The organism is Pseudonocardia kongjuensis, from assembly GCF_039526905.1.
GTDB classification, from domain to species: Bacteria; Actinomycetota; Actinomycetes; order Mycobacteriales; family Pseudonocardiaceae; genus Pseudonocardia; species Pseudonocardia kongjuensis.
On the sequence record NZ_BAAAJK010000018.1, the window covers coordinates 150596 to 170866 of the forward strand.

Sequence of the window (20271 nt, forward strand, 5' to 3'; positions counted from 1 at the left end):
ACGGTCCGAGCGTGACCGAGACCACCCCGTCCCCCCTGCACGAGCGCGTACTGGCCGGGGCCGCGCCCGGCGCCCGGCTGCTCGACGTCGGCTGCGGCGCCGGTGAGCTGCTGCTGGCCGGGCTCGCGGCCGGGCTGACCGTGTCCGGCGTGGACGTCGAGCGCGGTGCCCTGGCGATGGCGGAGCGGGCCGCACCGGCCGCCGACCTGCGTCCCGGCGACGCGCACGAGCTCCCGTTCGACGACGACGCGTTCGACCTGGTCACCCTGGTCCAGGTGCTGGAGCACCTGACGAACCCGGTGCTGGCGCTGCGCGAGGCCGGGCGGGTGTGCGCCCCCGGTGGGGCGGTGCGGGCCAGCGTCTGGGGCACACCGGACGAGTGCGACGCGGCCGTGATCGGCGCGGCACTGGCCCCGCTGACCGCGGCGGCCCCGGCCCCGCGGCAGGACCCGCCGCGGGCCGGTGCGGGACCGGGCCCCGGGGCGGGCGGTGCCGCACCGGTCGTCCGCCCGGGAACCGACCGCAGCGGTACCGGGGCGCCGCCGCTGACCGACCCGGAGCGGCTGGCGAAGCTCGCCGGGACGGCCGGGCTGGTCGTGCGGGAGATCGCCGTCGTCCGGGTGCCGACCGACCATCCCGACCCGGACGACCTGGTCGCCGGGGTGCTGGCGTCCGGACCGGGCAGGCACGCCGCCCGGTCGGCCGGGCCGGGGGCCGTGCGCGAGGCGCTGCTGGCCGCGCTGGAGCCGTTCCGGGTGGGGGAGGGCTACCGGTTGGTCGACACCGTCCGGGTGCTCGACGCCACCCCTGGCTGAGCCTCACCCCGGGCCCGGCACGCACGTGGGCCGTGCCCCCGGCGGCGGGGCACGGCCCACGTGGTCGGCGGTCCCGGCAGGGTCCGGTTCCGCCGGCCCGCTCAGCTCCCGGCGGCGGCCGGGGCCCGATCCGTGTAACGGATCTTGAGCAGCGACTTGCAGTACTCCCCGTTGGTCTCGATCCCGACCCGCTGCAACCGCGCCCGGCGCAGGTGGAGCGGGACCTGTTCGACCGTCACCGGTGACCCGTCGGAGTGCACCAGCAGTGGGGCGTCGTCGGCGGCCGGGAGGCCGATGGTCTCCCGGCGGCGCCGCATCCGGGTGAGCTCGTCGGTGTCGGCCTCGGTCCCGGCGAGCTCGCCGAGGGTGAGCGCGGCCAGCTCCTCCGGGGTGCGGCCGGCGTCGACCAGCGGCCGGGCCACCCGGTCCTGGCCGGCCAGCGCGGCCTTGGCCAGGAACGTGTGCCGCAGCTCGTCGAGCTCGGCAGCGGCCTCGCCGTTGATCGAGCCCTCGAACGACTTCACGAAACCGGCGTGCGCCGCGACCCCGCCGTTGATCTCGTCGGAGGCGTGGTGGTCCGCCAGCGTCACCTGCGCCCTGCTCACTCCCGGGACGGCCGTGACCGCGTCGTAGGCGTCGGCCACCATCAGGAACGAGAAGTTCGGCGCGCAGAAGAACGTCGGCAGCCGGAGCCCGACGGTCACGACGCTGCCGCCGTGACCGTCGGGCGAGACGGTGCAGGACTCGACGAAGTCGAGATCCGTGATGGGCTCGTCCAGCTCCGGATCGAGCACCGTCCCCAGCGCGGACCACACGGCCTGCCGGTCGACGACGCCGGTGACGGCGCCCGTGTCGTCGAGGGTCTCAGCAGGTCCGCCGGCCATTACGCCTGAGCCCCGGCCTTGTTGTCGACGAGCTCCTCGCCCGGCGCCATCGCCTCGTCGGCCGAGGTGTCCGGCAGCTCCAGCCCGGCCGGGACCGGGATGTCGTAGAGCTTCGCGGCGTTCAGGCCGAGGATCTTCTTCTTGCTGTCGGTGGTGAGCCGCGGGTAGTCGGCGAACTGGTCGTCGTCGGGCATCTGCCAGTCGACGAAGCCCTCGACCTGCCACTTCGGCGTCCAGATGTTGTAGTCGCCGCCGAAGGTCATCTTGTCCTCGCCGACCCAGAACAGCAGCTCGCCCATCACCTTGGCGAAGAACTTCGGGCGGGCGTGCATCAGGCCGCCGATGACGACCGAGAGGCCGGCGTAGACGTTCGGCTCCTGCACCGCCATGAAGCAGAAGTCCTCGATGCGCGGCAGCCCGACGTGCTCGACGATGAAGTTGAGGCCCTGGAAGTCGGTCGCGGCGTGGTCGACGTCGGCGACGTCGAACGCGTCCTTGTCCAGCGGCCAGATCGTCGGGCCCTTGTGCACGTGGATGTTCTTGATCCCGAGCTCCTGCGCGGCCTGCAGGAACCGGTACGCCTCGGGATCGGTCAGCTTGTAGCCGCGGGAGTCGCCGTTCCACTCCGCGGTGTAGAGCTTCACGCCCTTGAGGTTGAACTTCTTCGCGTCGGCCTCGAGCTGCTTGAGGCCCTCGTCACCCTCGCGCGGGTCGAACCGCCCGTTGACGATGACCTTGTCACCGAACCGCTCCAGCAGCGCCGAGTTCTGCTCGGTGGTGTTGAAGCCCTTCGTGTACCACTCCTTGAGGTACGTCGACTGGAAGATCGCGTAGTCGACGTGGCCCTCGACGAACATGTCCCGCTCGAAGTCGTCGACCGAGACCTTGAGGTACTTCTCCCAGTCCCAGTGGGTCTCCGGCGGGCCCAGCTGGTGGTAGCCGTAGAAGCAGTCGATCCAGCCCTTGGCGTACTGCTCGCGACCCTCGCGCCAGTTCTCCCGGGAGGCGTCCCAGAAGTGGCAGTGGGAGTCGACGACGAAGTACTTCTCGCCATCCTTCTCGTACATGGTTCCTCCTGCGCCGGCGTCGTCGCCGTTCGGTGGTGGTCAGGAAAGACGTCCGTCTTGTACGTACGTGTGAATCGGGGCCTAGGGGACGAGGATCGCCCGGCCGCGGACCTTGCCCGCGTCGAGATCGTGCAGCGCGTCGATCGCCCGCTCGAGCGGGTACTGCACGGTGTGCAGGGTGACCTTCCCGGCCTGGGCCAGGACCATCAGCTCGGCGAGGTCGTTGTAGGTGCCGACGATGTTGCCGATCACGTTCTTCTCGCCCGCGACGAAGTCGAGGGTGGGGGCCTTGAACTCGCCGCCGTAGCCGAGCACGAAGTTGTAGCCGGCCGGGCCGGTCATCGCCCAGGCGTCGAGCTCGGCGCCCTCCTCGGCGACGAAGTCGAAGGTGACGGTCGCGCCGCCGCCGGTGAGCTCCTGGACGGCCTCGACGTGGTTGCCGTCGGCGACCACGGTCTCGTCGGCGCCGATCTTCTTGGCGAGCTCCAGCGCGGCCGGGTTCTTGTCCACCACGATGATCTTCGTGGCGGTCAGCGCGGCGAGTGCCTGGATGCCGATGTGGCCCAGCCCGCCCGCGCCCTGCACGACGGCGGTGGTGCCCGGGTAGAGGAACGGCACCGACTTGCGCACCGCGTGGTAGGCGGTGATGCCCGCGTCGGCGAGCGCGGCGACGTCGGCCGGGTTGGTGCTCGGGTCGAGCTTCACGCAGGCCCGGGCCGAGGTCCGCAGGTACTCGGCCATGCCGCCGTCGTTGCTGGACAGGCCGGGGAAGAACGCGTCACCGGTGCACTGCATGTCCCGCCCGGACCGGCAGGCGAGGCAGAGCCCGCAGGACGGCTGGGGGTGCAGGATGACGGTGTCGCCGACCTTCACGTTCGTGACGGCGTCGCCGACGGCGTGCACCCAGCCGGCGTTCTCGTGGCCGATCACGTAGGGCAGATCGGGGTTCTGGATCTCGGCCCAGTCGCCGTTGACGATGTGCAGGTCGGTGCGGCAGACACCGGCCCCGCCGATCTTCACGATGACGTCCAGGGGGCCCTGGATCTTCGGTTCGGCGATGTCGTCGATCTGGGGATCCTGCTGGTACGCGTGCACCCGCACGGCTTTCACTCGGGTACCTCCTGGGTCGGACGCGCGTCGGTGCGCGTCGGATGTGGTGGGACTACGCGGCGTTCCTGTCGTGGCCCGTCGGCTGCGGTCGGTGACCGCGGTCTCTGTGCCACCCGTCACAGCGATCAGAACCCCGCCGCGGACCGCGGACAAGAGGGTCCCTTCTCGCTATTCGATAATTCGGACAAAACGGTCCGCTTTCGCAGGTGGTTACCGGTGAGTAGCATGCGGGCATGGCAGACGACGTGAGCTGGGTGGCCGACGCGATGACGCAGGCCGTCCCGTGGGTGTCCACCGCCGGGATCTCCTTCGGCCGGATCAGCACCGATCGGGTGGAGGCCTTCCTCCCGGACCGTCCGGACCAGCACAACCACGTCGGCGGTCCGCACGCCGCGGTGATGTTCGGGCTCGGCGAGACCGCGTCCGGCGCGGTCGGGCTGGCCGCCTTCGCGGCGGCCGGTGACCGGGCCGTCCCGCTGGTCGTCCGGTCCGAGATCCGCTACCTCAAGCTCGCCAGGGGCGACCTGCGGGCCGAGGCCGTGCTGACCCGTCCGGCCGGTGAGGTGCTCGCCGAGCTGGACGCCGGGACCCGTCCGGAGTTCACCGTGGACGTCACGATCACCGACGCGGACGGCGTGCAGACCGGTGCGATGACGATCGTCTGGACGCTCAAGCCGCACCGGTAGCGCCGGGCCGCTAGCGTCGCCGTCATGGATGTGGTCATCGCCGGAGGACACGGACAGATCGCGCTGCGGCTGTCCACCCTGCTCGCCGGGCAGGGGCACACGGTGCGCTCGATCGTGCGCAATCCCGACCACCTGGACGACGTCCGCGCCACCGGTGCGAGCGGCGTGCTCGCCGATCTGGAGTCGACCGCCGCCGCCGATCTGGCCGGGCACCTGACCGGCGCCGACGCGGTCGTGTTCGCCGCCGGGGCCGGGCCGGGCAGCACCGCGGCGCGCAAGGAGACCGTCGACCGGGACGGCGCGACGCTGCTCGCCGACGCCGCCGCGACCGCCGGCATCCGGCGCTACCTGCTGGTCTCCTCGACCGGGGTGGACACCGAGCCGGATCCCGGGCTCGGCGAGGTGTGGGCCGCCTACATCCGGGCGAAGAAGGCCGCCGAGGAGGCCGTGCGCGCCGACCGCAGGCTGGCCGCCACGATCCTGCGCCCGCACCGGCTCACCGACGACCCGGGCACCGGCAAGGTGGCGCTGGTGCCGCCGCCGCTGGAGCGCGGCGAGATCACCCGCGACGACACGGCGGCCGTGCTGGCCGCGCTGCTCACCGCCGATCACACGATCGGGTCCACCCTGGAGCTGCGCTCGGGTGACATCGCGGTGGCCGACGCGGTGGCGGCGCTGGGCGGGTGAGAAATCCGGCCCGGGCGGGAATGCTGGGGCCATGAGCGAGCACGAGTACGACGTCGTCGTGATCGGGGCGGGTCCGGTCGGGGAGAACGCCGCAGGCTACGCGGCCGCCGCCGGCCTGTCCGCCGCCCTGGTGGAGGACGAGCTGATCGGCGGCGAGTGCTCGTACTGGGCGTGCATCCCGTCGAAGGCGCTGCTGCGCACCCCGCAGGCGGTCGCCGACGCCCGCCGGCTGCCGGGGGTCACCGCCGAGTTCGATCCGGCCGCGGTGCTGGAGCGGCGCACGTACTTCACCGGCAACTGGGACGACTCCGGGCAGGAGGAGTGGGCCCGGGGCGCCGGCGTGGTGGTGCTGCGCGGCCGCGGGCGGCTCACCGGGGAGCGTCAGGTGCAGGTCACCGGGCACGACGGGGCGCTCACCCCGGTCACCGCGCGGCGCGCCGTCGTGCTGGCCACCGGGAGCGTCCCGGTCACGCCGACGGTCCGCGGGCTCGACTCGGTGCCGTTCTGGGGGTCCCGCGGGGCGACCTCGGCGAAGGAGATCCCGGACCGGCTCGGGGTGCTCGGCGGCGGCGTCGTCGGCTGCGAGCTGGCGCTGGCCTTCGCCCGGCTCGGCTCCCGGGTCACCCTGTTCCACCACGGCCCGCGGGTGCTGCCGAACGCCGAGCCGGTCGCCTCCGAGCGGGTCGCCGACGGGCTGCGCGAGGCAGGCGTCGACCTGCGGACCGGCACCGGCCTGGACTCGGTCGAGCCGGCCGGCCCGGGCACCGACGCGGTCCGGCTGCACGGCGGCGGGGACGTCGTCGAGGTGGACCGGCTGCTGGTGGCGACCGGCCGGCGTCCGGCGTCCGGCGATCTCGGGCTGGACTCGGTCGGGGTGCGCACCACCGACCGCGGCGCCGTCCCGGTCGACGACTCCGGACTGGTCGAGGGCGGCGGCGACTGGCTCTACGCGGTCGGCGACGTCAACGGCCGGGCACCGCTCACCCACCAGGGCAAGTACCAGGCCCGGATCGCCGCGCACGCGATCGCCGCCCGCGCCGGGGGCCGGCCGCTGGACGCCGGGCCGTGGGGTGAGGACGCCGCCACCGCCGACCACGCGGCCGTCCCGCAGGTGGTGTTCACCGATCCCGAGGTGGCCTGGGTCGGCCGGACCGCCGACGCCGCCCGCGCCGCCGGGCTGCCGGTCCGGGTGATCGACATGGAGATCGCGGTGGCCGGGTCGTCGCTCACCGCGGACGGCTGGTCCGGCCGGGTGGTCGCCGTCGTCGACACCGAGCGCGAGGTGCTGGCCGGCCTCACCTTCGTCGGGCCCGGCGTCGCCGATCTGCTGCACGCCGCGACCGTCGCCGTGGTCGGCGAGGTGCCGCTGCGGCGGCTGTGGCACGCCGTGCCCGCGTTCCCGACCGTCAGCGAGGTCTGGCTGCGGCTGCTGGAGGCCTACCGGGCGGGCTGAGCGGCGATCAGGACCGCACGCCCAGGTGGTCCAGCAGCTCGACCTCGATCCGGTCCAGGTCGCGGGAGATCGTGCGGTAGGCCGCCTTGCGGCGGGAGACCGGCATGTTCTCCGCGGCCCGGACGGCGGCCGCGAGATCGTGCAGCCGCGGCTCGGTCTCGTCGGCGAACCGCTTCGCCGCGGCGTCGGACTCGGTGGTGCCGTCCTCGCGCAGCTCGGTGATGGTGCGCGAGATCCGGGACAGCCGCGCGTGCAGCTTGCCGCCCGGCCCGGAGTAGCCGCCCAGCTCGTCCGGGGAGACCCCGAGCCGGCGCGAGCGCTGGTCGTCGAGCCGGTGCCGCAGCGAGCCGGCGGCCGCCATCGCGTACGGCGCCAGCAGCGGCGCCAGCAGCTTGGCGATGCCCAGGTAGCGCTGGACCTTCTTGGCGTTCCACTCGCGGGCGACGCGCTCGCGCTCGGCCTGCTTCGCGGCCCGTGCCTCGCTCTTGAGCCTGCCCTTCTCCGCGGTGAGCGACGCCTTCGCCTCGGCCTTGCGGGCGCTCGCGTCGGCCTTCGCGGCGGCCCTGGTGACCTTGCGGTCCGCCGAGCGGGCCTTCAGGTCGGCCTCGCTGAGCAGGCCCTGCGCGGCGGAGGCGACCCGGTCGCCGCCCTTGCCGACGGCCCGGCGGGTGGTGCGGGCGGCCCGGCGCCCGGCCTTGTCGGCCCGGCGGCCCGCGGCCTCCGCCCGGCGGCGCGCCTTCGCGGCCCTGCGGTGCAGCTTCTCGGTCGCCCGGTCGGCCGCGTCCCGGGTGCTGCCGGCCGCGTCCTGGACCCACTCCGACGCGTCGACCGCCGCCTCCCTGGTCGCCGCGGCGGCCCGCTCGCCCGCGCTCGGCTTCCTGCGCAGCAGTCCCATGTCGTGTCCTCCAGGTCCGGTCGACCGCACGTGATCGGCATTATCGTCGCCGCAGCCTAGGGCCCGCGCCACCGGGCGCGCAGGCCCGACACCGGCGAGTGACCTGACCGGTGGCCGATCGGCACCCGTCGGAAGTGTCGGGGGTGGTCTCTACCCTCGATGTCCGTGAGCACCCCGACCGGATCCCGTACCGCGCCACGCGTCCTGCTGGACGCGGCGGCGCTCAGCGGGTGCCGCAGGCGGGTGCACCTGGATCACGACCCGTCCGCCGCCGGTGCGCCCCGCGCGCTGCCCGACCCCGCGATCGAGCAGCGCCGGGCGGACGCGGCGGCGCACCGGGTGCGGATCGGCGAGCTGCTGGCCGAGGTGTGGGGGGCCGACTGGGCGAGCGCCTGGCCGTCGGGCGCGGCCGGGCCGGAGCCCGGGGAGGGCGGCGCCCGGGCCGCGCGCGCCGCGCGCACCGCCGAGCTGGTCGCGGCCGGGGCGGCGATGATCTGGGGGGCGGTCCTGCCGCTCGACGGCGACCGGCGCGGCGGCGCCGAGCTGCTGGTCCGGGTGCCCGGCGGCGGCTACGTCCCGGTGCTGGTGGTCCGCCGCCGGATCACCGATCCGGGCGAGGGCGCCAGCACCACCGCCGTCACCGATCCGTGGCCGCAGCGCGCCCGGCACGACCCGGACCGCAAGGTCCGCTCCCAGCCGCGCGACCTGCTCGCGCTCGCCCAGCTCACCCGGCTGCTGGAGGCGGCGGGCTGGGCGCCGCCGGAGTCGGCGCCCCGGCTGGGCGGGGTGATCGGGCTGGATGCCGACGTCGTCGTGTGGCACGACCTGCGGGCCGGTCACTGGCCGGGCGGGCGGCACACCCTCGACGAGTACGACGTCCGGTTCGCCGACCGGTCCGCGGTGGCCCGGTCCGCCGCCGCCGGGGGGCCCGCGCTGGCCGCGCCGTCCCGGATCACCGAGTGCCGCCGCTGCCCGTGGTGGCCGACCTGCGAGGCCGAGCTGACGGCCGTCGACGACGTGAGCCTGGTCGCGCACGGGGAGACGGCGCGGCTGCTGCGCGGGGCGGGTGTGCGCACGGTCGCCGACCTGGCGGCGCTCGACCCGGCCGCGCCGCCCGCCGCGCTCGCCGTGCCGCTGCCCGGGCCGCCGTTCACCGACCTGGTGGCGCTGGCCAGGGCCCGCGGCCAGGGGCTCGCGGTCGCCCGCCGGGTGCCGCGGGTGCCGGTCCCGCGCGGCGACGTCGAGATCGACATCGACATGGAGAGCTTCGGCGAGTCCGGCGCCTACCTGTGGGGGGTGCTGCTGTCCTACCCGGGCGGCCGGCGCGACGGCGATCCGGAGCCGGGGTACCGGGCGTTCGCCACCTGGGAGCCGCTCCCCACCCCCGACGAGGGGCGCTCGTTCGGCGAGTTCTGGACCTGGCTGTCCGGGATCCGGGCGATCACGGCCGGCTCGGGCCGGTCGTTCGCCGCGTACTGCTACAACGAGCAGGCCGAGAACCGCTGGATGCTGTCCTCGGCGCAGCGGTTCGCCGGGATGCCCGGCGTGCCGACCGAGCGGGCGGTGCGCGAGTTCATCTCCGACCCGTCCTGGGTGGATCTCTACGGCGTGGTGTCGCGCTGGTTCCTGTGCGCGCACGGCAAGGGCCTGAAGAAGATCGCGCCCGCCGCCGGGTTCGGGTGGCGCGATCCGGAGGCCGGCGGCGAGAACTCGATGCGCTGGTACCGGGACGCCGTCGCGCTGGAGGGCGGCGAGCCCGATCCGGTGCAGCGGGAGCGGCTGCTCGGGTACAACACCGACGACGTGCTGGCCACGCAGGTGCTGCGGGAGTGGATGTCGTCGGACCGGGTGCTGGAGGTCCCCCTGGTGAGTGAGCTGGCGCCGCCCGCCGTGTGAGGATGCGGGCGTGGCACCCCGTACGTACGACCGGATCGGCCCGCGCGGCGCGGTCAGCAGCACCCACCATCTGGGCACCGCCGCGGCGGCGTCCGTGCTCGCCCGCGGCGGCAACGCCTTCGACGCGGCCGCCGCCTGCGGGTTCGTCCTGCAGGTGGTCGAGCCGCACCTGTGCGGTCCCGGCGGCGAATTGCCCGCCGTGTTCGTCACCGCGGCCGACCCGACACCGACGGTGCTGTGCGCCCAGGGCGTCGCCCCGGCCGCGGCGACACCGGAGCGGTTGCGCGCCGAGGGGTGCGAGATCGTCCCCGGCACCGGCCTGCTCCCGGCGACCGTGCCCGGCGCCTGGGACGGCTGGCTGACCCTGCTGCGCGACCACGGCACCTGGGAGCTCGCCGACGTCCTGGAGCCGGCGCTGGGCTACGCAGCGGCCGGGTTCCCGCTGCTCCCGCGGGTCCCGGAGGTGCTGGCCGCGGTCGCCGAGCACGTCACCGCGCACTGGCCGGGAACGGCCGCGACCTGGCTGCCCGACGGCCGGATCCCCGGGCCGGGCGAGATCGTGCGGCTGCCCGCGCTGGCCGCGACCTGGCGGCGGCTGCTCGACGCGGCGACCGGCCCGTCCCGCGAGGCGCGGATCGACGCCGCCCGCGACGCCTGGTACCGCGGCTTCGTCGCCGAGGAGATCGACCGCTTCGTCCGCACCCCGGTCCGCGACGAGACCGGCCGCGACCACGCCGGACTGCTGACCGCCGACGACCTGGCGTCGTGGTCGTCGCACTACGAGCCCGCGGTCGTCGCCGACGCCGGGAACGGCTGGTCGGTCGCCAAGTGCGCGGCGTGGTCGCAGGGCCCGGTGCTGCTGCAGCAGCTGCGCCTGCTGTCCGGTGTGGACCTGGAGCTGCCGGGCGGGGTGGCGACCGCGGAGACCGTGCACGTCGCGGCCGAGGCGGCGAAGCTGGCGTTCGCCGACCGGGAGGCCTGGTACGGCGACTCGGCGCCGGTGCCGCTCGACGAGCTGCTCTCCGACGGCTACACCGACGCCCGGCGCGCGCTGATCGGCCCGGCCTCCGACGGCACGCTGCGACCCGGCTCGCCCGGCGGGCGGGAGCCCCGGATCGGGGCGTACGCGGCGACCCCGGGTGCGGGCCGGTCGACCGGCACCGAGGGCCCCGGCTCGGGCGAGCCGACGGTCGGCAGGCAGGGCGTCACCCGCGGGGACACCGTGCACGTCGACGTCGTCGACGCCGCCGGGAACATGGTCTCGGTGACGCCGTCCGGCGGCTGGCTGCAGTCCTCGCCGACCGTGCCGGCGCTCGGCTTCTGCCTCGGCACCCGCGGGCAGATGTTCTGGCTGGAGGAGGGCCTGCCCAGCTCGCTGGTCCCCGGCCGGATGCCGCGGACCACGCTCAGCCCGTCGCTGGCCTTCCGCGACGGCGAGCCGGCCGCCGCGTTCGGCACGCCCGGCGGCGACCAGCAGGACCAGTGGCAGCTGTGCTTCCTGCTCGCGATGATCCACGGCGGTCTGGACCTGCAGGCCGCGATCGACGCGCCGGCCTGGCACTCCACGGCGTTCCCCGGCTCGTTCGCACCGCGCGGCTGGGAGGCGCACGGCCTGGTCGTGGAGTCCCGGCTCGGCGCCGCCACCCTGGCCGAGCTGTCCCGGCGCGGGCATCTGGTGGACGACGCGGGCCCCTGGGAGCTGGGCCGGATGTGTGCGGTCGGCCGGGGCGCGGTGCTGCCCGGCGGGGGAGGGGCGGGGGCGCTGCACGCCGCCGCCGATCCCCGGTCGGGGGTGGCGGGGGCGATCGCGCTGTAACCCGGCGCCGCGGAGCCTCGCGGTCGTCGGCTGCGACTGTCGCGTGCTCGCGCGTGCTCGCGTGTGCCCGTCGTCGCGCGTGACTCGTGGTGGTGCGTGCTCGTACCCCGGGTGCGCAGGTGTCGCGCCGCGTGGTGGGTGTCGCGCCGCGTGGTCGGTGCCGCGCCGCGTGGCGGGTGCCGCACCTCGTGGTGGGTGCCGCACCCCGTGGTCGGTGTCGCACCTGCTGGAGCGGGTGCGTGGGTGGTGGCGGGGTGCGTCGGGCGGGGTGTGTGGGCTCGGCCGGGGATGCCGCACTGCGCGGTCGGTGTCGCACCGCGTGGTGGGTGTCGCACCTCGTGGTGGGTGTCGCACCTGCTGGAGCGGGTGCGTGGGTGGTGGCGGGGTGCGTCGGGCGGGGTGTGTGGGCTCGGCCGGGGATGCCGCACCGCGCGGTCCGTGCCGCACCCGTTCCAGGGGGTGCGCCGTGGGTGCCGGGGTGCGCCGTGGGTGCCGGGGTGCGCCGCAGCTCCGGCTCGCGACCTCGCACCCCTGCCTCGGCCTCGCACCCGTTCCAGCGGGTGCGACGCAGAGGCAGGGGTGCGAAGCCGGGCGGAACCGGCCGCCGCTACCGGGCCCCCTCCGGGGGCCGCTCCCCGACGTGCCGTCCGTTGCCGTTGTGCCCGACGGCGTCCCCCAGCGGGGGCGGGAACGCCACGTCGGAGTGCGTGACCCGGCCCGGCTCCAGCGACACGACGGCGGCCACCGGCGGGTACCCGCTGGTCGCGAGCGTGTAGCTGCCCGGGGCCAGGCCCTCGAAGGTGAACGTGCCGTCGGCGTCGGAGAGCCGGGACCCGACGACCGCCCCGTCGGCGTCGATCAGGGTCGCGATGGCCTGCGCCACCGGCATGCCGTCCGGGGCCGCGGTCACCCGCCCGGTCAGCCGGGAGCGCTCGGGCAGCCGCACGTCCTGCGTCACGCCTCCGTCGGCCGGGACGTCCAGCCCGATCGCCACCGGATCGACGCTCTCCCCGGCCGCGGCCAGGACGTAGTGCCCCGGTGGCACCGCGTTGAGCGTGTACCGGCCGGAGTCGGCGGACTCGGCCGCGGTGACGACGTCGCCGTCGCGGTCGATCAGCGAGACCGTCACCCGGGCGACCCCGGCGCCGGACGGGTCCCGGACGGTGCCCCCGATCCCGCTCCCGGCGGTGAGCCGCACGTCGTGCCGGACGACGGTGCCCGGCCCGGTCGTGACCGTCGCGGCGTGCGGCGGCAGCGTCCCGGCGGCGACGACGACCAGCACCCGGCCGGAGTCGTCGAGCGCGAGCCGGTAGTGGCCGTCGTCGTCGGTCCGGGTCCGGCCGATCTGCTCGCCGGACAGCCGCAGCGCGGTCACGGTGGCCGGGCCGCCCGCACCGGTGTGCGTCACGCGGCCGGCGATGGCCGGGACCGGGTCCTCCCGTTCGTGCCGGGGGCTCCGGCCGGCGGGCGCCGGTGCCGGTGCCGGTGCCACGGCGGAGATCTCGCCGGTGGGCACGGCGGCGTCCGCCTCGGCCTCGGCCCGGGCCGCCTGGGCGCCGGACATCGTCCGCAGCGGCAGCTCCCGCAGGAACAGCACCAGCACGAACGCGGCCGCCGCGACGCAGCCGGCGATCAGGAACGCGAGCGTCATCGAGCTGGTGAAGCCCTCCTGGAACGGTGCGGCCAGTCGCGGGTCGATCTGCTGCAGGAACGACGAGTCGCTCAGCACCGCGGCGCTGAGCCCGCCCGGCTGCCCGCCGGTCAGCCCGTCGACGACGGCGCGGTTCGCCGGATCGGCGACGACGGCGGGATCGGTGAGCGCGGCCCGGAACGTCCCGGTGCCCAGCGCGGACCGGATGGCGTCGCCGATCCGGTCGCCCGCGGTCGAGAACACCACGGACAGGAACACCGCGGTGCCCAGCGTGCCGCCCATCTGCCGGAAGAAGGTGACCGACGAGGTGGTGACGCCCATGTCGCGGGCGGGCATCGCGTTCTGCACCGCCAGCACCAGGGTCTGCATGCACAGGCCGAGGCCGAGGCCGAGCAGCGCCATCGTCAGGTCGAGCTGCCAGATCGGGATCTGCGGGGTGACCGTCCGCCAGAGCAGCAGCATCGCGATCGTCATGAACGCGGTGCCGAGCACCGGGAAGATCTTGTAGCGGCCGGTGCGCGAGGTCAGCTGGCCGGAGGTGATCGAGGCGACCATGATCCCGCCCATCAGCGGCAGCATCATCAGGCCGGCCTCGATCGGCGTCGCGCCGTGCACGATCTGCAGGAACTGCGGGAGCAGCGCGATCCCGCCGAACATCGCCATGCCGATCAGCAGGTTGATCACGCTGGCCAGCGAGAAGATGCCGGTCCGGAACAGTCGTAGCGGCAGCAGCGCCGCGTCGCCGTAGGTGCGCTCGGCGAGCAGGAACAGGCCCAGCCCGATCACGCCGACGACGTAGTAGACGATCGAGGTCGGGGAGCCCCAGCCCCACTCGCGGCCCTGCTCGGCGACGATCAGCAGCGGCACCAGGCACAGGGTCAGCGCGAGCGCGCCGGGCCAGTCGATCCGGGCCGGTCGCGGCACGTGCGGGACGTTGAGCACCCGCTGGACGACGACCAGCGCGATCAGCCCGATCGGGACGTTGACCAGGAAGATCCACCGCCAGCCGTCGATCCCCAGGATGGTGTCCACCCCGGACAGCAGCCCGCCGACGACCGGTCCGATCACGCTGGACGTGCCGAACACGGCCAGGAAGTAGCCCTGGTAGCGGGCCCGTTCCCGGGGCGGGACGATGTCGCCCAGGATGGTCAGCGCCAGCGACATCAGGCCGCCCGCGCCGAGTCCCTGCAGCGCCCGGAACGCGGCGAGCGAGTACATCGACCAGGCCAGGGTGCAGGCGACCGAGCCGATCAGGAAGATCGAGATCGCGGTCATGAACAGCGGCTTGCGGCCGAAGATGTCGGACAGCTTGCCGTAGAGCGGCGTCGTGATCGTGCTGGTGATCAGGAACGCGGTGGTGGCCCAGGCCTGCATGGACAGGCCCTGCAGGTCGTCGGCGATGGTGCGGATGGCGGTCGAGACGACCGTCTGGTCCAGGGCGGCCAGGAACATGCCCAGCATCAGCCCGCCGAGGACGGTGAGGATCTGGCGGTGTGTCAGCTCCCCGTCCGCGCGGGACGCGGCGGCGGCTGTGGACATTCAGGACTCCCGTGCTTCGAAGGTCTGGTAGTCGTCGAGGAACCGGCCGAGCAGGCCGGTCAGCGCCTCGCGGTCGGGGGCGTCCCACCCGGCGAGCACCTCGGCGATGACCCGGGCCCGGCGGCGTCGCTCGGTCTCGATCACGCGGAAGCCCTCGTCGGTGGCGGCGAGCAGGGACGCCCGTCCGTCGCCCGGGTCGGCGCGGCGCTCCACCAGCCCGGCCTTCACCAGTGCGGTGACCTGGCGGCTGATGGTCGACGGATCGGAGTGCAGCGTCGCCGCGACCTCGACGGCCCGTTGCGGCCCGCCGAAGCGCAGGTGGGCCAGCAGGTGGTAGCCGGCCATGTCGACGATCATCTCGGGGCGGTGCCGCTCGGCCGACCGCTTCACCTGCCGGGTGAGCAGGAACAGCTGGCGGACGACGGTGTCGGCGAGCGCCAGGTCGGGATCCCCCGTTTCCGGTGTGGTGACCGGATCCCGGGAGGCGGGTGCAGCGGTGGACATCGCAGCTCTCCACTTGCATGTATCACGCAACTAGTTGACCCGCGCAACTATGCGCTTCGGCATTGCGCAACGCAACTCGATTGCGGTGACGTGTGTCACGCAGGGGTGCGCCCCGGTGCCGTCCGGCGGCGGGCACTAGCCTCGCGGCGATCCGCCTCGCTCCCCGGGAGGACCGCCGTGCGCACCCGTCCCCGTCCCGCCCTCGCCGGACCGGCGCTGCTGGTCGCCGTCGCGGCCCTGCTCGCCGGCTGCGCCCAGCCCGGGCAGCTGGGGCACGAGTCCGCCGATCCGGCAGGCGCCGCGTCGCCGGCCGCACCCGGGACGACCGAGCCCGCGCCTCCGGGCACCGGCCCCGGCAGCCCCGACGACCCGACCGGCACCGCGCTGCCCGGGGTGCCCGGCGCACCGGTCGCGCAGGCCGGCTCGGACACCCGGGGCGTCCTGGAGCGGCCGATCGAGATCAGCACCCCCGGGCCCGCGGAGCTGCTGGTGCGCACCGAGGTGCTGCAGCCCGGCCAGGTCACCGGCTGGATCCGGCACCCCGGCACGGCGACCTCCGCGGTCCGGTCCGGCGAGCTCACCGTGCAGCGGGCCGGGCGGTGCGAACCGCAGACCTTCCGGACCGGCGAGGCGTTCTTCATCGGCGACGGCGAACCCAACGAGCTGCGCAACGACGGGCCCGAGCCGGTGGTGCTGACCCGGTCGCAGCTGCTCGCGCCCGGGATCCCGGAGCGGGAGCCGGTCGAGCCGGCCTGCTGACCGGGAAACGCGGTCGGTCCCCGGGCTCCCGGCTCCGTAGCCTCGGCACCCGTGCGTACCGCCCGCGAGGCCACCCCCGCCGATCTCGACGGTTGCGCGGACGTGCTGTCCGACGCCTTCGCCGACTACCCGTTCACCCGGCACACGATCGCCGCCGACGACCATCTCCGGCGGCTGCGCGGCTGCCACGAGCTGCTGATCCGGGAGGTCGGCCTGCCGCACGGGCAGGTGCACGTGGTCGACGGCCCGGACGGGATCGACGCGGTCGCCGTCTGGACGGTGCCCGGCCCCGCCGTGGAGGAGGCGCTGACCCGGTCGGCGCCGCGGCTCGCCGAGCTGGCCGGCGACCGGGCCGCGGTGGCCACCGACGTCGAGGACGCGCTCGCCCGGCTCCGGCCGTCCGGGGAGTTCTGGTTCCTGGCCCCGGTCGGCGTCCGGCCGTCCCGGCAGGGCCTCGGGTACGGCCGGGCGGTGCTCACCCCCGGGCTGGCCGCCGCGGACGCCGCCCGGCGGGCGGCGTTCCTGGAGACGTCCTCGCCGGTCAACGTGGACATCTACCGGCGGCTGGGCTTCGCCGTCACCGCCGAGCTCGACCTGCCGCACGGCGGTCCGCGCACCTGGGCGATGGTCCGGCCGCCCCGCTGACGCGCGTCGCTCGGTTCTGTCGGTGCGCTGTGGGAACATCGGCGGTGGCACGGGGCAGGGCGTGGAACCCGGGACGGGATGGATGGCGACGAAGACGGTCATCGCGGCGGACTACCGCGAGTGGCAGGTGCAGCGGCGGATCGAGTGGACCACTCCCGCCGTCGGCGACGAGTTCGAGCACGACGTCGACGCCGGTAACGGCGCGGTCGTGCTCATCCTGTCCGCGCTCGCCCTGTTCTGGCTGGTTCTGCTGGTCTGGGCGCCGAGCGCCGTGGTCTTCCCCTGGTTCTACTGGCTGGTCGTGATCGTCGGGCTCGGCTTCTTCCCGGTCCGCTGGCTGCTGCGGCGCCCGTTCACGATCACCGCGAAGACGCAGGGCGGCTACGACCTGCCGCCGGAGAAGTGGACCGGGATGGTCCGCGGGCTCGCCACCGCCCGCGAGGAGACCAAGGTCGTGATCCGCAGCCTGAAGAACCGGTCCACCCCGGGCCACGCGGACAGCCCGCTGCAACCCATCAACTAGGAGCCGACGAGCCCCGAGGAGTCACCGTGCCCGAACTGCCGGAGGTGGAGGCCCTCGCACACCACCTGCGCGAGCACGCCGTGTACCGCCCGGTGGCCCGGGTGGACCTGGCCTCGATGAGCGCGCTGAAGACCTTCGACCCGCCGGTCTCCGCGCTGACCGGCCGGGTGGTCACGGGCGCGTCGCGGTTCGGGAAGTTCCTGTCGGTGGACTTCGCCGACCGGCCGGACGAGCCGGTGCACCTGGTCACGCACCTGTCGCGGGCCGGCTGGCTGCGCTGGCACGCCACCGCGGGCGCCACCCCGCCGAAGCCGGGCCGCGGCCCGTTGCAGCTGCGGGTGCATCTCGACGCGGTCGGCGGGCCGGGTTTCGACCTCACCGAGGCAGGCACCCAGAAGCGGCTCGCCGTGTACCTGGTGACGGACCCGGCGCAGGTCCCCGGGATCGCGCGACTGGGGCCGGACGCGCTGGAGCTGACCCGGGCCGGGCTCGACGAGCTGCTCGACGGCGACAACCGCCGGCTCAAGACGCTGCTCACCGACCAGCGGACGCTGGCCGGGATCGGCAACGCCTACTCCGACGAGATCCTGCACACCGCGCGGCTCTCGCCGTACGCCGTCGGCGCCCGGCTCGACGAGGCGGCCCGGGACCGGCTGTCCGCCGCGCTGCACGCGGTGCTGACCGACGCCGTCGAACGGTCCGTGGGGCAGGGCGCCGCCGAGCTGAAGGGCGAGAAGCGCTCCGGTCTGCGGGTGCACGCCCGCACCGGACTGCCCTGCCCGGTGTGCGGCGACACCGTCCGGGAGGTGTCGTTCGCCGAGAGATCGTTCCAGTACTGTCCGACCTGCCAGACTGGTGGCAAGCCGCTTGCGGACCGCCGGTTGTCCCGGCTGGTGAGGTAGGTCGTCCCAGGAGGCGCAGCGGTGAGCAGCACGGTCGGGGGAGCGGTGGATCTCGCCGTCGCCGTCGTCGACGGGCAGACGGAGCTGGCCCCGTCCCTGGTGCTGCTGCTGATCGTCGCGGTGGTGGTGCTGGTCATCGCGGTGTTCGTGTTCCTGTGGCAGCGCAACCGCCGCAACAACATGGTCTCCCCGCTCGCCAAGGCCACCTTCTCGGCGCTGCACACGGTGGCGCTCGCCGCCCCGGTGCTGCGGGAGGGGCTCTCCCAGCGCTCCGCGTCGCAGGCGCTGCCCTACCTGCGCCAGCTGCTGGAGAGCACGGCGATGGCGATGACCGACTCCCGGGCCACCGTGCTCGGCTGGGACGGCAGCGCCGACCAGCACCAGCAGGACGTGCAGACGCTCGCCGACCGGGTCATCTCGACCGGCCGGATGGAGCTGATGAGCCACACCTCGATCAAGTGCAACCAGCCCGGCTGCGAGGTGCGCGGCATCGTCGTGGTGCCGCTGGAGAGCGACGGCAACATCATCGGCACGCTCGCCGCGCTCACCCCGGCCACCGCCGGGCCGCCGGTGCTGCGGGCGACCGGCGAGGTCGCCCGCTACGTGTCCAGCCAGCTGGAGCTCGCCGAGCTCGACGACTCCCGGGCCCGGCTGAACCGGGCCGAGGTGCGGGCGCTGCGGGCCCAGATCTCGCCGCACTTCGTCTACAACGCGCTGACCACCATCGCGTCGTTCATCCGGACCGACCCGGCCCGCGCCCGCGAGCTGCTGATCGAGTTCGCCGACTTCACCCGCTACTCGTTCCGGTCGGCAGGCGAGTACACGACGCTGATCGACGAGCTCACCAACATCGAGCGCTACGTCCGGCTGGAGAAGGCCCGGTTCGGCAACCGGCTCAACATCCGGCTGCAGATCGATCCCGAGGTGCAGAACGTCGTGCTGCCCTTCCTCGCGCTGCAGCCGCTGGTGGAGAACGCGGTGCGGCACGGGCTGTCCGGCAAGCCGAACGGCGGCACGGTCACCATCCGGGCGGAGAACGCCGGCTCCGAGTGCGTGATCGTCGTCGAGGACGACGGCGTCGGCATGGACCCGGCCCGGCTCAACGAGGACCTCGACGACGCCCACCTGTCCGGCGCGCACGTCGGCCTGGGCAACGTCGACGACCGCATGCGGTCGGCCTTCGGGGACAACTTCGGCCTGGTCGTCGACACCAACATCGGCGCCGGTATGAAGATCACCCTGCGGGTCCCGAAGTTCCGGGCCGGCATCCGCGCCTGAACGGCGGTGGCGCTGGGCCGCACGGGTGAGCGGCGACACGCCGCGATGTGCCGAACCGGTCACGCCACGTCACGGAGCGCTCCCGCGTACGGTGGGATCGCATGGACGTCCTGCGCATTCCCGCCGCGGTGACCTCGCGGCTGCCGGGCCGACTCGGTGAGTCCGTCGGCGCGGTCGGCCCCCCGGTGGTGTCCGTGGTGCGGCTGCACGGCGTGATCAGCGCCCAGGCGGCGCCGGTCCCCCGGCAGGTGCTCAACGCCGCGTCGGTGGAGAAGGTGCTGGAGCGCGCGTTCGCACCGGACCGGCTCGCCGCGGTCGCCCTGGTGATCAACTCGCCGGGTGGGTCGCCCACCCAGTCGCAGCTGATCGGCGACCGGATCCGGGCCCTGGCCGCGGAGAACGACGTGCCGGTGCTCGCGTTCTGCGAGGACGTCGCCGCGTCCGGCGGGTACTGGCTGGCCTGCGCGGCCGACGAGATCTACGCCTGTTCGACCTCGATCGTCGGCTCGATCGGCGTGGTCAGCGCCGGATTCGGGCTGGACGGCCTGATCGACCGGTGGGGCGTCACCCGGCGGCTGCACACCGCGGGCGGGTCGAAGTCCCGGCTGGACCCGTTCCTGCCGGAGAAGCCCGAGGACGTCGCCTGGCTGACCGGTCTGCAGGAACAGCTGCACGAGCGCTTCGTGAGCTGGGTCCGGGACCGGCGCGGGGACCGGCTCGCGACCGGCACCGAACTGTTCGACGGCGAGGTGTGGCTGGGCGAGCGGGCCCGCGAGCTCGGGCTGATCGACGGCATCGGCGCCGCGCACGAGGTGCTCACCGAGCGGTTCCCGGAGGCGGAGCAGCGCCCGGTCGAGGCGCGCAAGCCGTTGCTCGCCCGGCTGGGCGCGGGCGGCGCCGCGTCGCTCGGTCACCCGGGAGTGGATCCGGCGGTGATCGGGTCGGAGCTTCTCGCCGCGATCGAGGCCAGGGCCACCTGGGCGCGGTTCGGGCTGTGAGACAACCGGTCAGCGGCACCGCCCGGGGACGTCGCCACGTGTCCGGACGGTCACCGATCCGGTTCGTGCCCTGGCACTCCGCGCGTCGGCACGTCACCATGGTCGCGGCGCAGGGCGATCATCGAGGTCGATCGGATCCCGGTCCGGGACCGGAAGCAGGATG

General features: G+C 74.6%; 18 protein-coding genes. 12 read left to right on the top strand and 6 right to left on the bottom strand.

Going from position 1 to position 20271, the window contains the following annotated elements; translation table 11 throughout:
• Nucleotides 1-11: 11 nt before the first annotated feature.
• A complete protein-coding gene (locus ABD160_RS18430; RefSeq protein ID WP_344024074.1) occupies nt 12-815 on the top strand; it encodes a class I SAM-dependent methyltransferase in 804 nt (267 codons plus the stop codon).
• A 101-nt stretch (nt 816-916) separates the two neighbouring features.
• Here ABD160_RS18430 and ABD160_RS18435 read toward each other — a convergent pair whose 3' ends face one another.
• The 3 genes from ABD160_RS18435 to ABD160_RS18445 form a co-directional block, all read right to left on the bottom strand.
• Nucleotides 917-1699, bottom strand: a complete 783-nt coding sequence (locus ABD160_RS18435; protein ID WP_344024076.1) for an iron-sulfur cluster assembly protein — start codon at nt 1697-1699, stop codon at nt 917-919.
• Nucleotides 1699-2766: an amidohydrolase family protein gene (locus ABD160_RS18440; protein WP_344024077.1), complete on the bottom strand. Its 1068-nt coding sequence runs from the start codon at nt 2764-2766 to the stop codon at nt 1699-1701. Before ABD160_RS18440 ends, ABD160_RS18435 begins: the two co-directional genes overlap by 1 nt.
• Nucleotides 2767-2847: 81 nt before the next feature.
• On the bottom strand, nt 2848-3876 hold the full coding sequence (locus ABD160_RS18445) for an NAD(P)-dependent alcohol dehydrogenase (protein WP_344024079.1): 1029 nt from the start codon (nt 3874-3876) through the stop codon (nt 2848-2850).
• Between the two features lie 233 nt (nt 3877-4109).
• On the opposite strand from ABD160_RS18445, the gene ABD160_RS18450 reads away from it, so the two are divergent.
• From ABD160_RS18450 to ABD160_RS18460, 3 genes are read left to right on the top strand one after another with little or no spacing between them, the layout of a single operon-like run.
• Nucleotides 4110-4562, top strand: a complete 453-nt coding sequence (locus ABD160_RS18450) for a DUF4442 domain-containing protein (RefSeq protein ID WP_344024081.1) — start codon at nt 4110-4112, stop codon at nt 4560-4562.
• 24 nt (nt 4563-4586) lie between these two features.
• Nucleotides 4587-5249: an NAD(P)H-binding protein gene (locus ABD160_RS18455; RefSeq protein WP_344024083.1), complete on the top strand. Its 663-nt coding sequence runs from the start codon at nt 4587-4589 to the stop codon at nt 5247-5249.
• A gap of 31 nt (nt 5250-5280) precedes the next feature.
• Nucleotides 5281-6702, top strand: coding sequence for a dihydrolipoyl dehydrogenase family protein (locus tag ABD160_RS18460; protein ID WP_344024085.1), 1422 nt, complete (start codon nt 5281-5283; stop codon nt 6700-6702).
• Nucleotides 6703-6709: 7 nt separating this feature from the next.
• On the opposite strand, the gene ABD160_RS18465 is transcribed toward ABD160_RS18460, so the two are convergent.
• A complete protein-coding gene (locus tag ABD160_RS18465) occupies nt 6710-7597 on the bottom strand; it encodes a DUF6474 family protein (protein WP_344024087.1) in 888 nt (295 codons plus the stop codon).
• Nucleotides 7598-7756: 159 nt separating this feature from the next.
• Here ABD160_RS18465 and ABD160_RS18470 point away from each other — a divergent pair, with 159 nt between their 5' ends.
• Both ABD160_RS18470 and ABD160_RS18475 read left to right on the top strand, forming a co-directional pair.
• Nucleotides 7757-9493 carry a TM0106 family RecB-like putative nuclease gene (locus tag ABD160_RS18470; protein WP_344024089.1) on the top strand — a complete coding sequence of 579 codons (1737 nt, stop codon included), beginning with the start codon at nt 7757-7759 and terminating at the stop codon, nt 9491-9493.
• A 10-nt stretch (nt 9494-9503) separates the two neighbouring features.
• Nucleotides 9504-11309, top strand: coding sequence for a gamma-glutamyltransferase family protein (locus ABD160_RS18475; RefSeq protein WP_344024091.1), 1806 nt, complete (start codon nt 9504-9506; stop codon nt 11307-11309).
• A gap of 607 nt (nt 11310-11916) precedes the next feature.
• Here the strand turns inward: ABD160_RS18475 and ABD160_RS18480 are convergent.
• Together ABD160_RS18480 and ABD160_RS18485 are read right to left on the bottom strand one after the other, a co-directional pair.
• Nucleotides 11917-14499, bottom strand: a complete 2583-nt coding sequence (locus tag ABD160_RS18480; RefSeq protein ID WP_344024093.1) for an MFS transporter — start codon at nt 14497-14499, stop codon at nt 11917-11919.
• Nucleotides 14500-15003 (bottom strand): MarR family winged helix-turn-helix transcriptional regulator, encoded by a 504-nt coding sequence (locus ABD160_RS18485; RefSeq protein ID WP_344024095.1) that lies wholly within the window; start codon nt 15001-15003, stop codon nt 14500-14502.
• A gap of 177 nt (nt 15004-15180) precedes the next feature.
• On the opposite strand from ABD160_RS18485, the gene ABD160_RS18490 reads away from it, so the two are divergent.
• From ABD160_RS18490 to ABD160_RS18515, 6 genes are all read left to right on the top strand, one after another.
• Complete coding sequence (locus ABD160_RS18490; protein WP_344024097.1) at nt 15181-15762, top strand: cupin domain-containing protein; 582 nt, start codon at nt 15181-15183, stop codon at nt 15760-15762.
• Nucleotides 15763-15813: 51 nt separating this feature from the next.
• Nucleotides 15814-16407 (top strand): GNAT family N-acetyltransferase, encoded by a 594-nt coding sequence (locus ABD160_RS18495; RefSeq protein ID WP_344024099.1) that lies wholly within the window; start codon nt 15814-15816, stop codon nt 16405-16407.
• Nucleotides 16408-16489: 82 nt separating this feature from the next.
• Complete coding sequence (locus ABD160_RS18500; protein WP_344024101.1) at nt 16490-16930, top strand: hypothetical protein; 441 nt, start codon at nt 16490-16492, stop codon at nt 16928-16930.
• Nucleotides 16931-16956: 26 nt separating this feature from the next.
• Nucleotides 16957-17832: a DNA-formamidopyrimidine glycosylase family protein gene (locus ABD160_RS18505; protein ID WP_344024103.1), complete on the top strand. Its 876-nt coding sequence runs from the start codon at nt 16957-16959 to the stop codon at nt 17830-17832.
• 21 nt (nt 17833-17853) lie between these two features.
• Nucleotides 17854-19110 carry a sensor histidine kinase gene (locus ABD160_RS18510; RefSeq protein WP_344024105.1) on the top strand — a complete coding sequence of 419 codons (1257 nt, stop codon included), beginning with the start codon at nt 17854-17856 and terminating at the stop codon, nt 19108-19110.
• Nucleotides 19111-19211: 101 nt separating this feature from the next.
• Nucleotides 19212-20108 (top strand): S49 family peptidase, encoded by an 897-nt coding sequence (locus ABD160_RS18515; RefSeq protein ID WP_344024107.1) that lies wholly within the window; start codon nt 19212-19214, stop codon nt 20106-20108.
• Nucleotides 20109-20271 lie beyond the last annotated feature (163 nt).

Excerpts from the sequence above, each read along its gene's own strand:
- ABD160_RS18515 (WP_344024107.1), top strand. The coding sequence starts at position 19,212 with ATGGACGTCCTGCGCATTCCCGCCGCGGTGACCTCGCGGCTGCCGGGC.
- ABD160_RS18480 (WP_344024093.1), bottom strand. The coding sequence starts at position 14,499 with ATGTCCACAGCCGCCGCCGCGTCCCGCGCGGACGGGGAGCTGACACAC.
- ABD160_RS18455 (WP_344024083.1), top strand. The coding sequence starts at position 4,587 with ATGGATGTGGTCATCGCCGGAGGACACGGACAGATCGCGCTGCGGCTG.
- ABD160_RS18435 (WP_344024076.1), bottom strand. The coding sequence starts at position 1,699 with ATGGCCGGCGGACCTGCTGAGACCCTCGACGACACGGGCGCCGTCACC.
- ABD160_RS18500 (WP_344024101.1), top strand. The coding sequence starts at position 16,490 with ATGGCGACGAAGACGGTCATCGCGGCGGACTACCGCGAGTGGCAGGTG.
- ABD160_RS18460 (WP_344024085.1), top strand. The coding sequence starts at position 5,281 with ATGAGCGAGCACGAGTACGACGTCGTCGTGATCGGGGCGGGTCCGGTC.
- ABD160_RS18465 (WP_344024087.1), bottom strand. The coding sequence starts at position 7,597 with ATGGGACTGCTGCGCAGGAAGCCGAGCGCGGGCGAGCGGGCCGCCGCG.
- ABD160_RS18450 (WP_344024081.1), top strand. The coding sequence starts at position 4,110 with ATGGCAGACGACGTGAGCTGGGTGGCCGACGCGATGACGCAGGCCGTC.
- ABD160_RS18485 (WP_344024095.1), bottom strand. The coding sequence starts at position 15,003 with ATGTCCACCGCTGCACCCGCCTCCCGGGATCCGGTCACCACACCGGAA.
- ABD160_RS18440 (WP_344024077.1), bottom strand. The coding sequence starts at position 2,766 with ATGTACGAGAAGGATGGCGAGAAGTACTTCGTCGTCGACTCCCACTGC.
- ABD160_RS18470 (WP_344024089.1), top strand. The coding sequence starts at position 7,757 with ATGTCCGTGAGCACCCCGACCGGATCCCGTACCGCGCCACGCGTCCTG.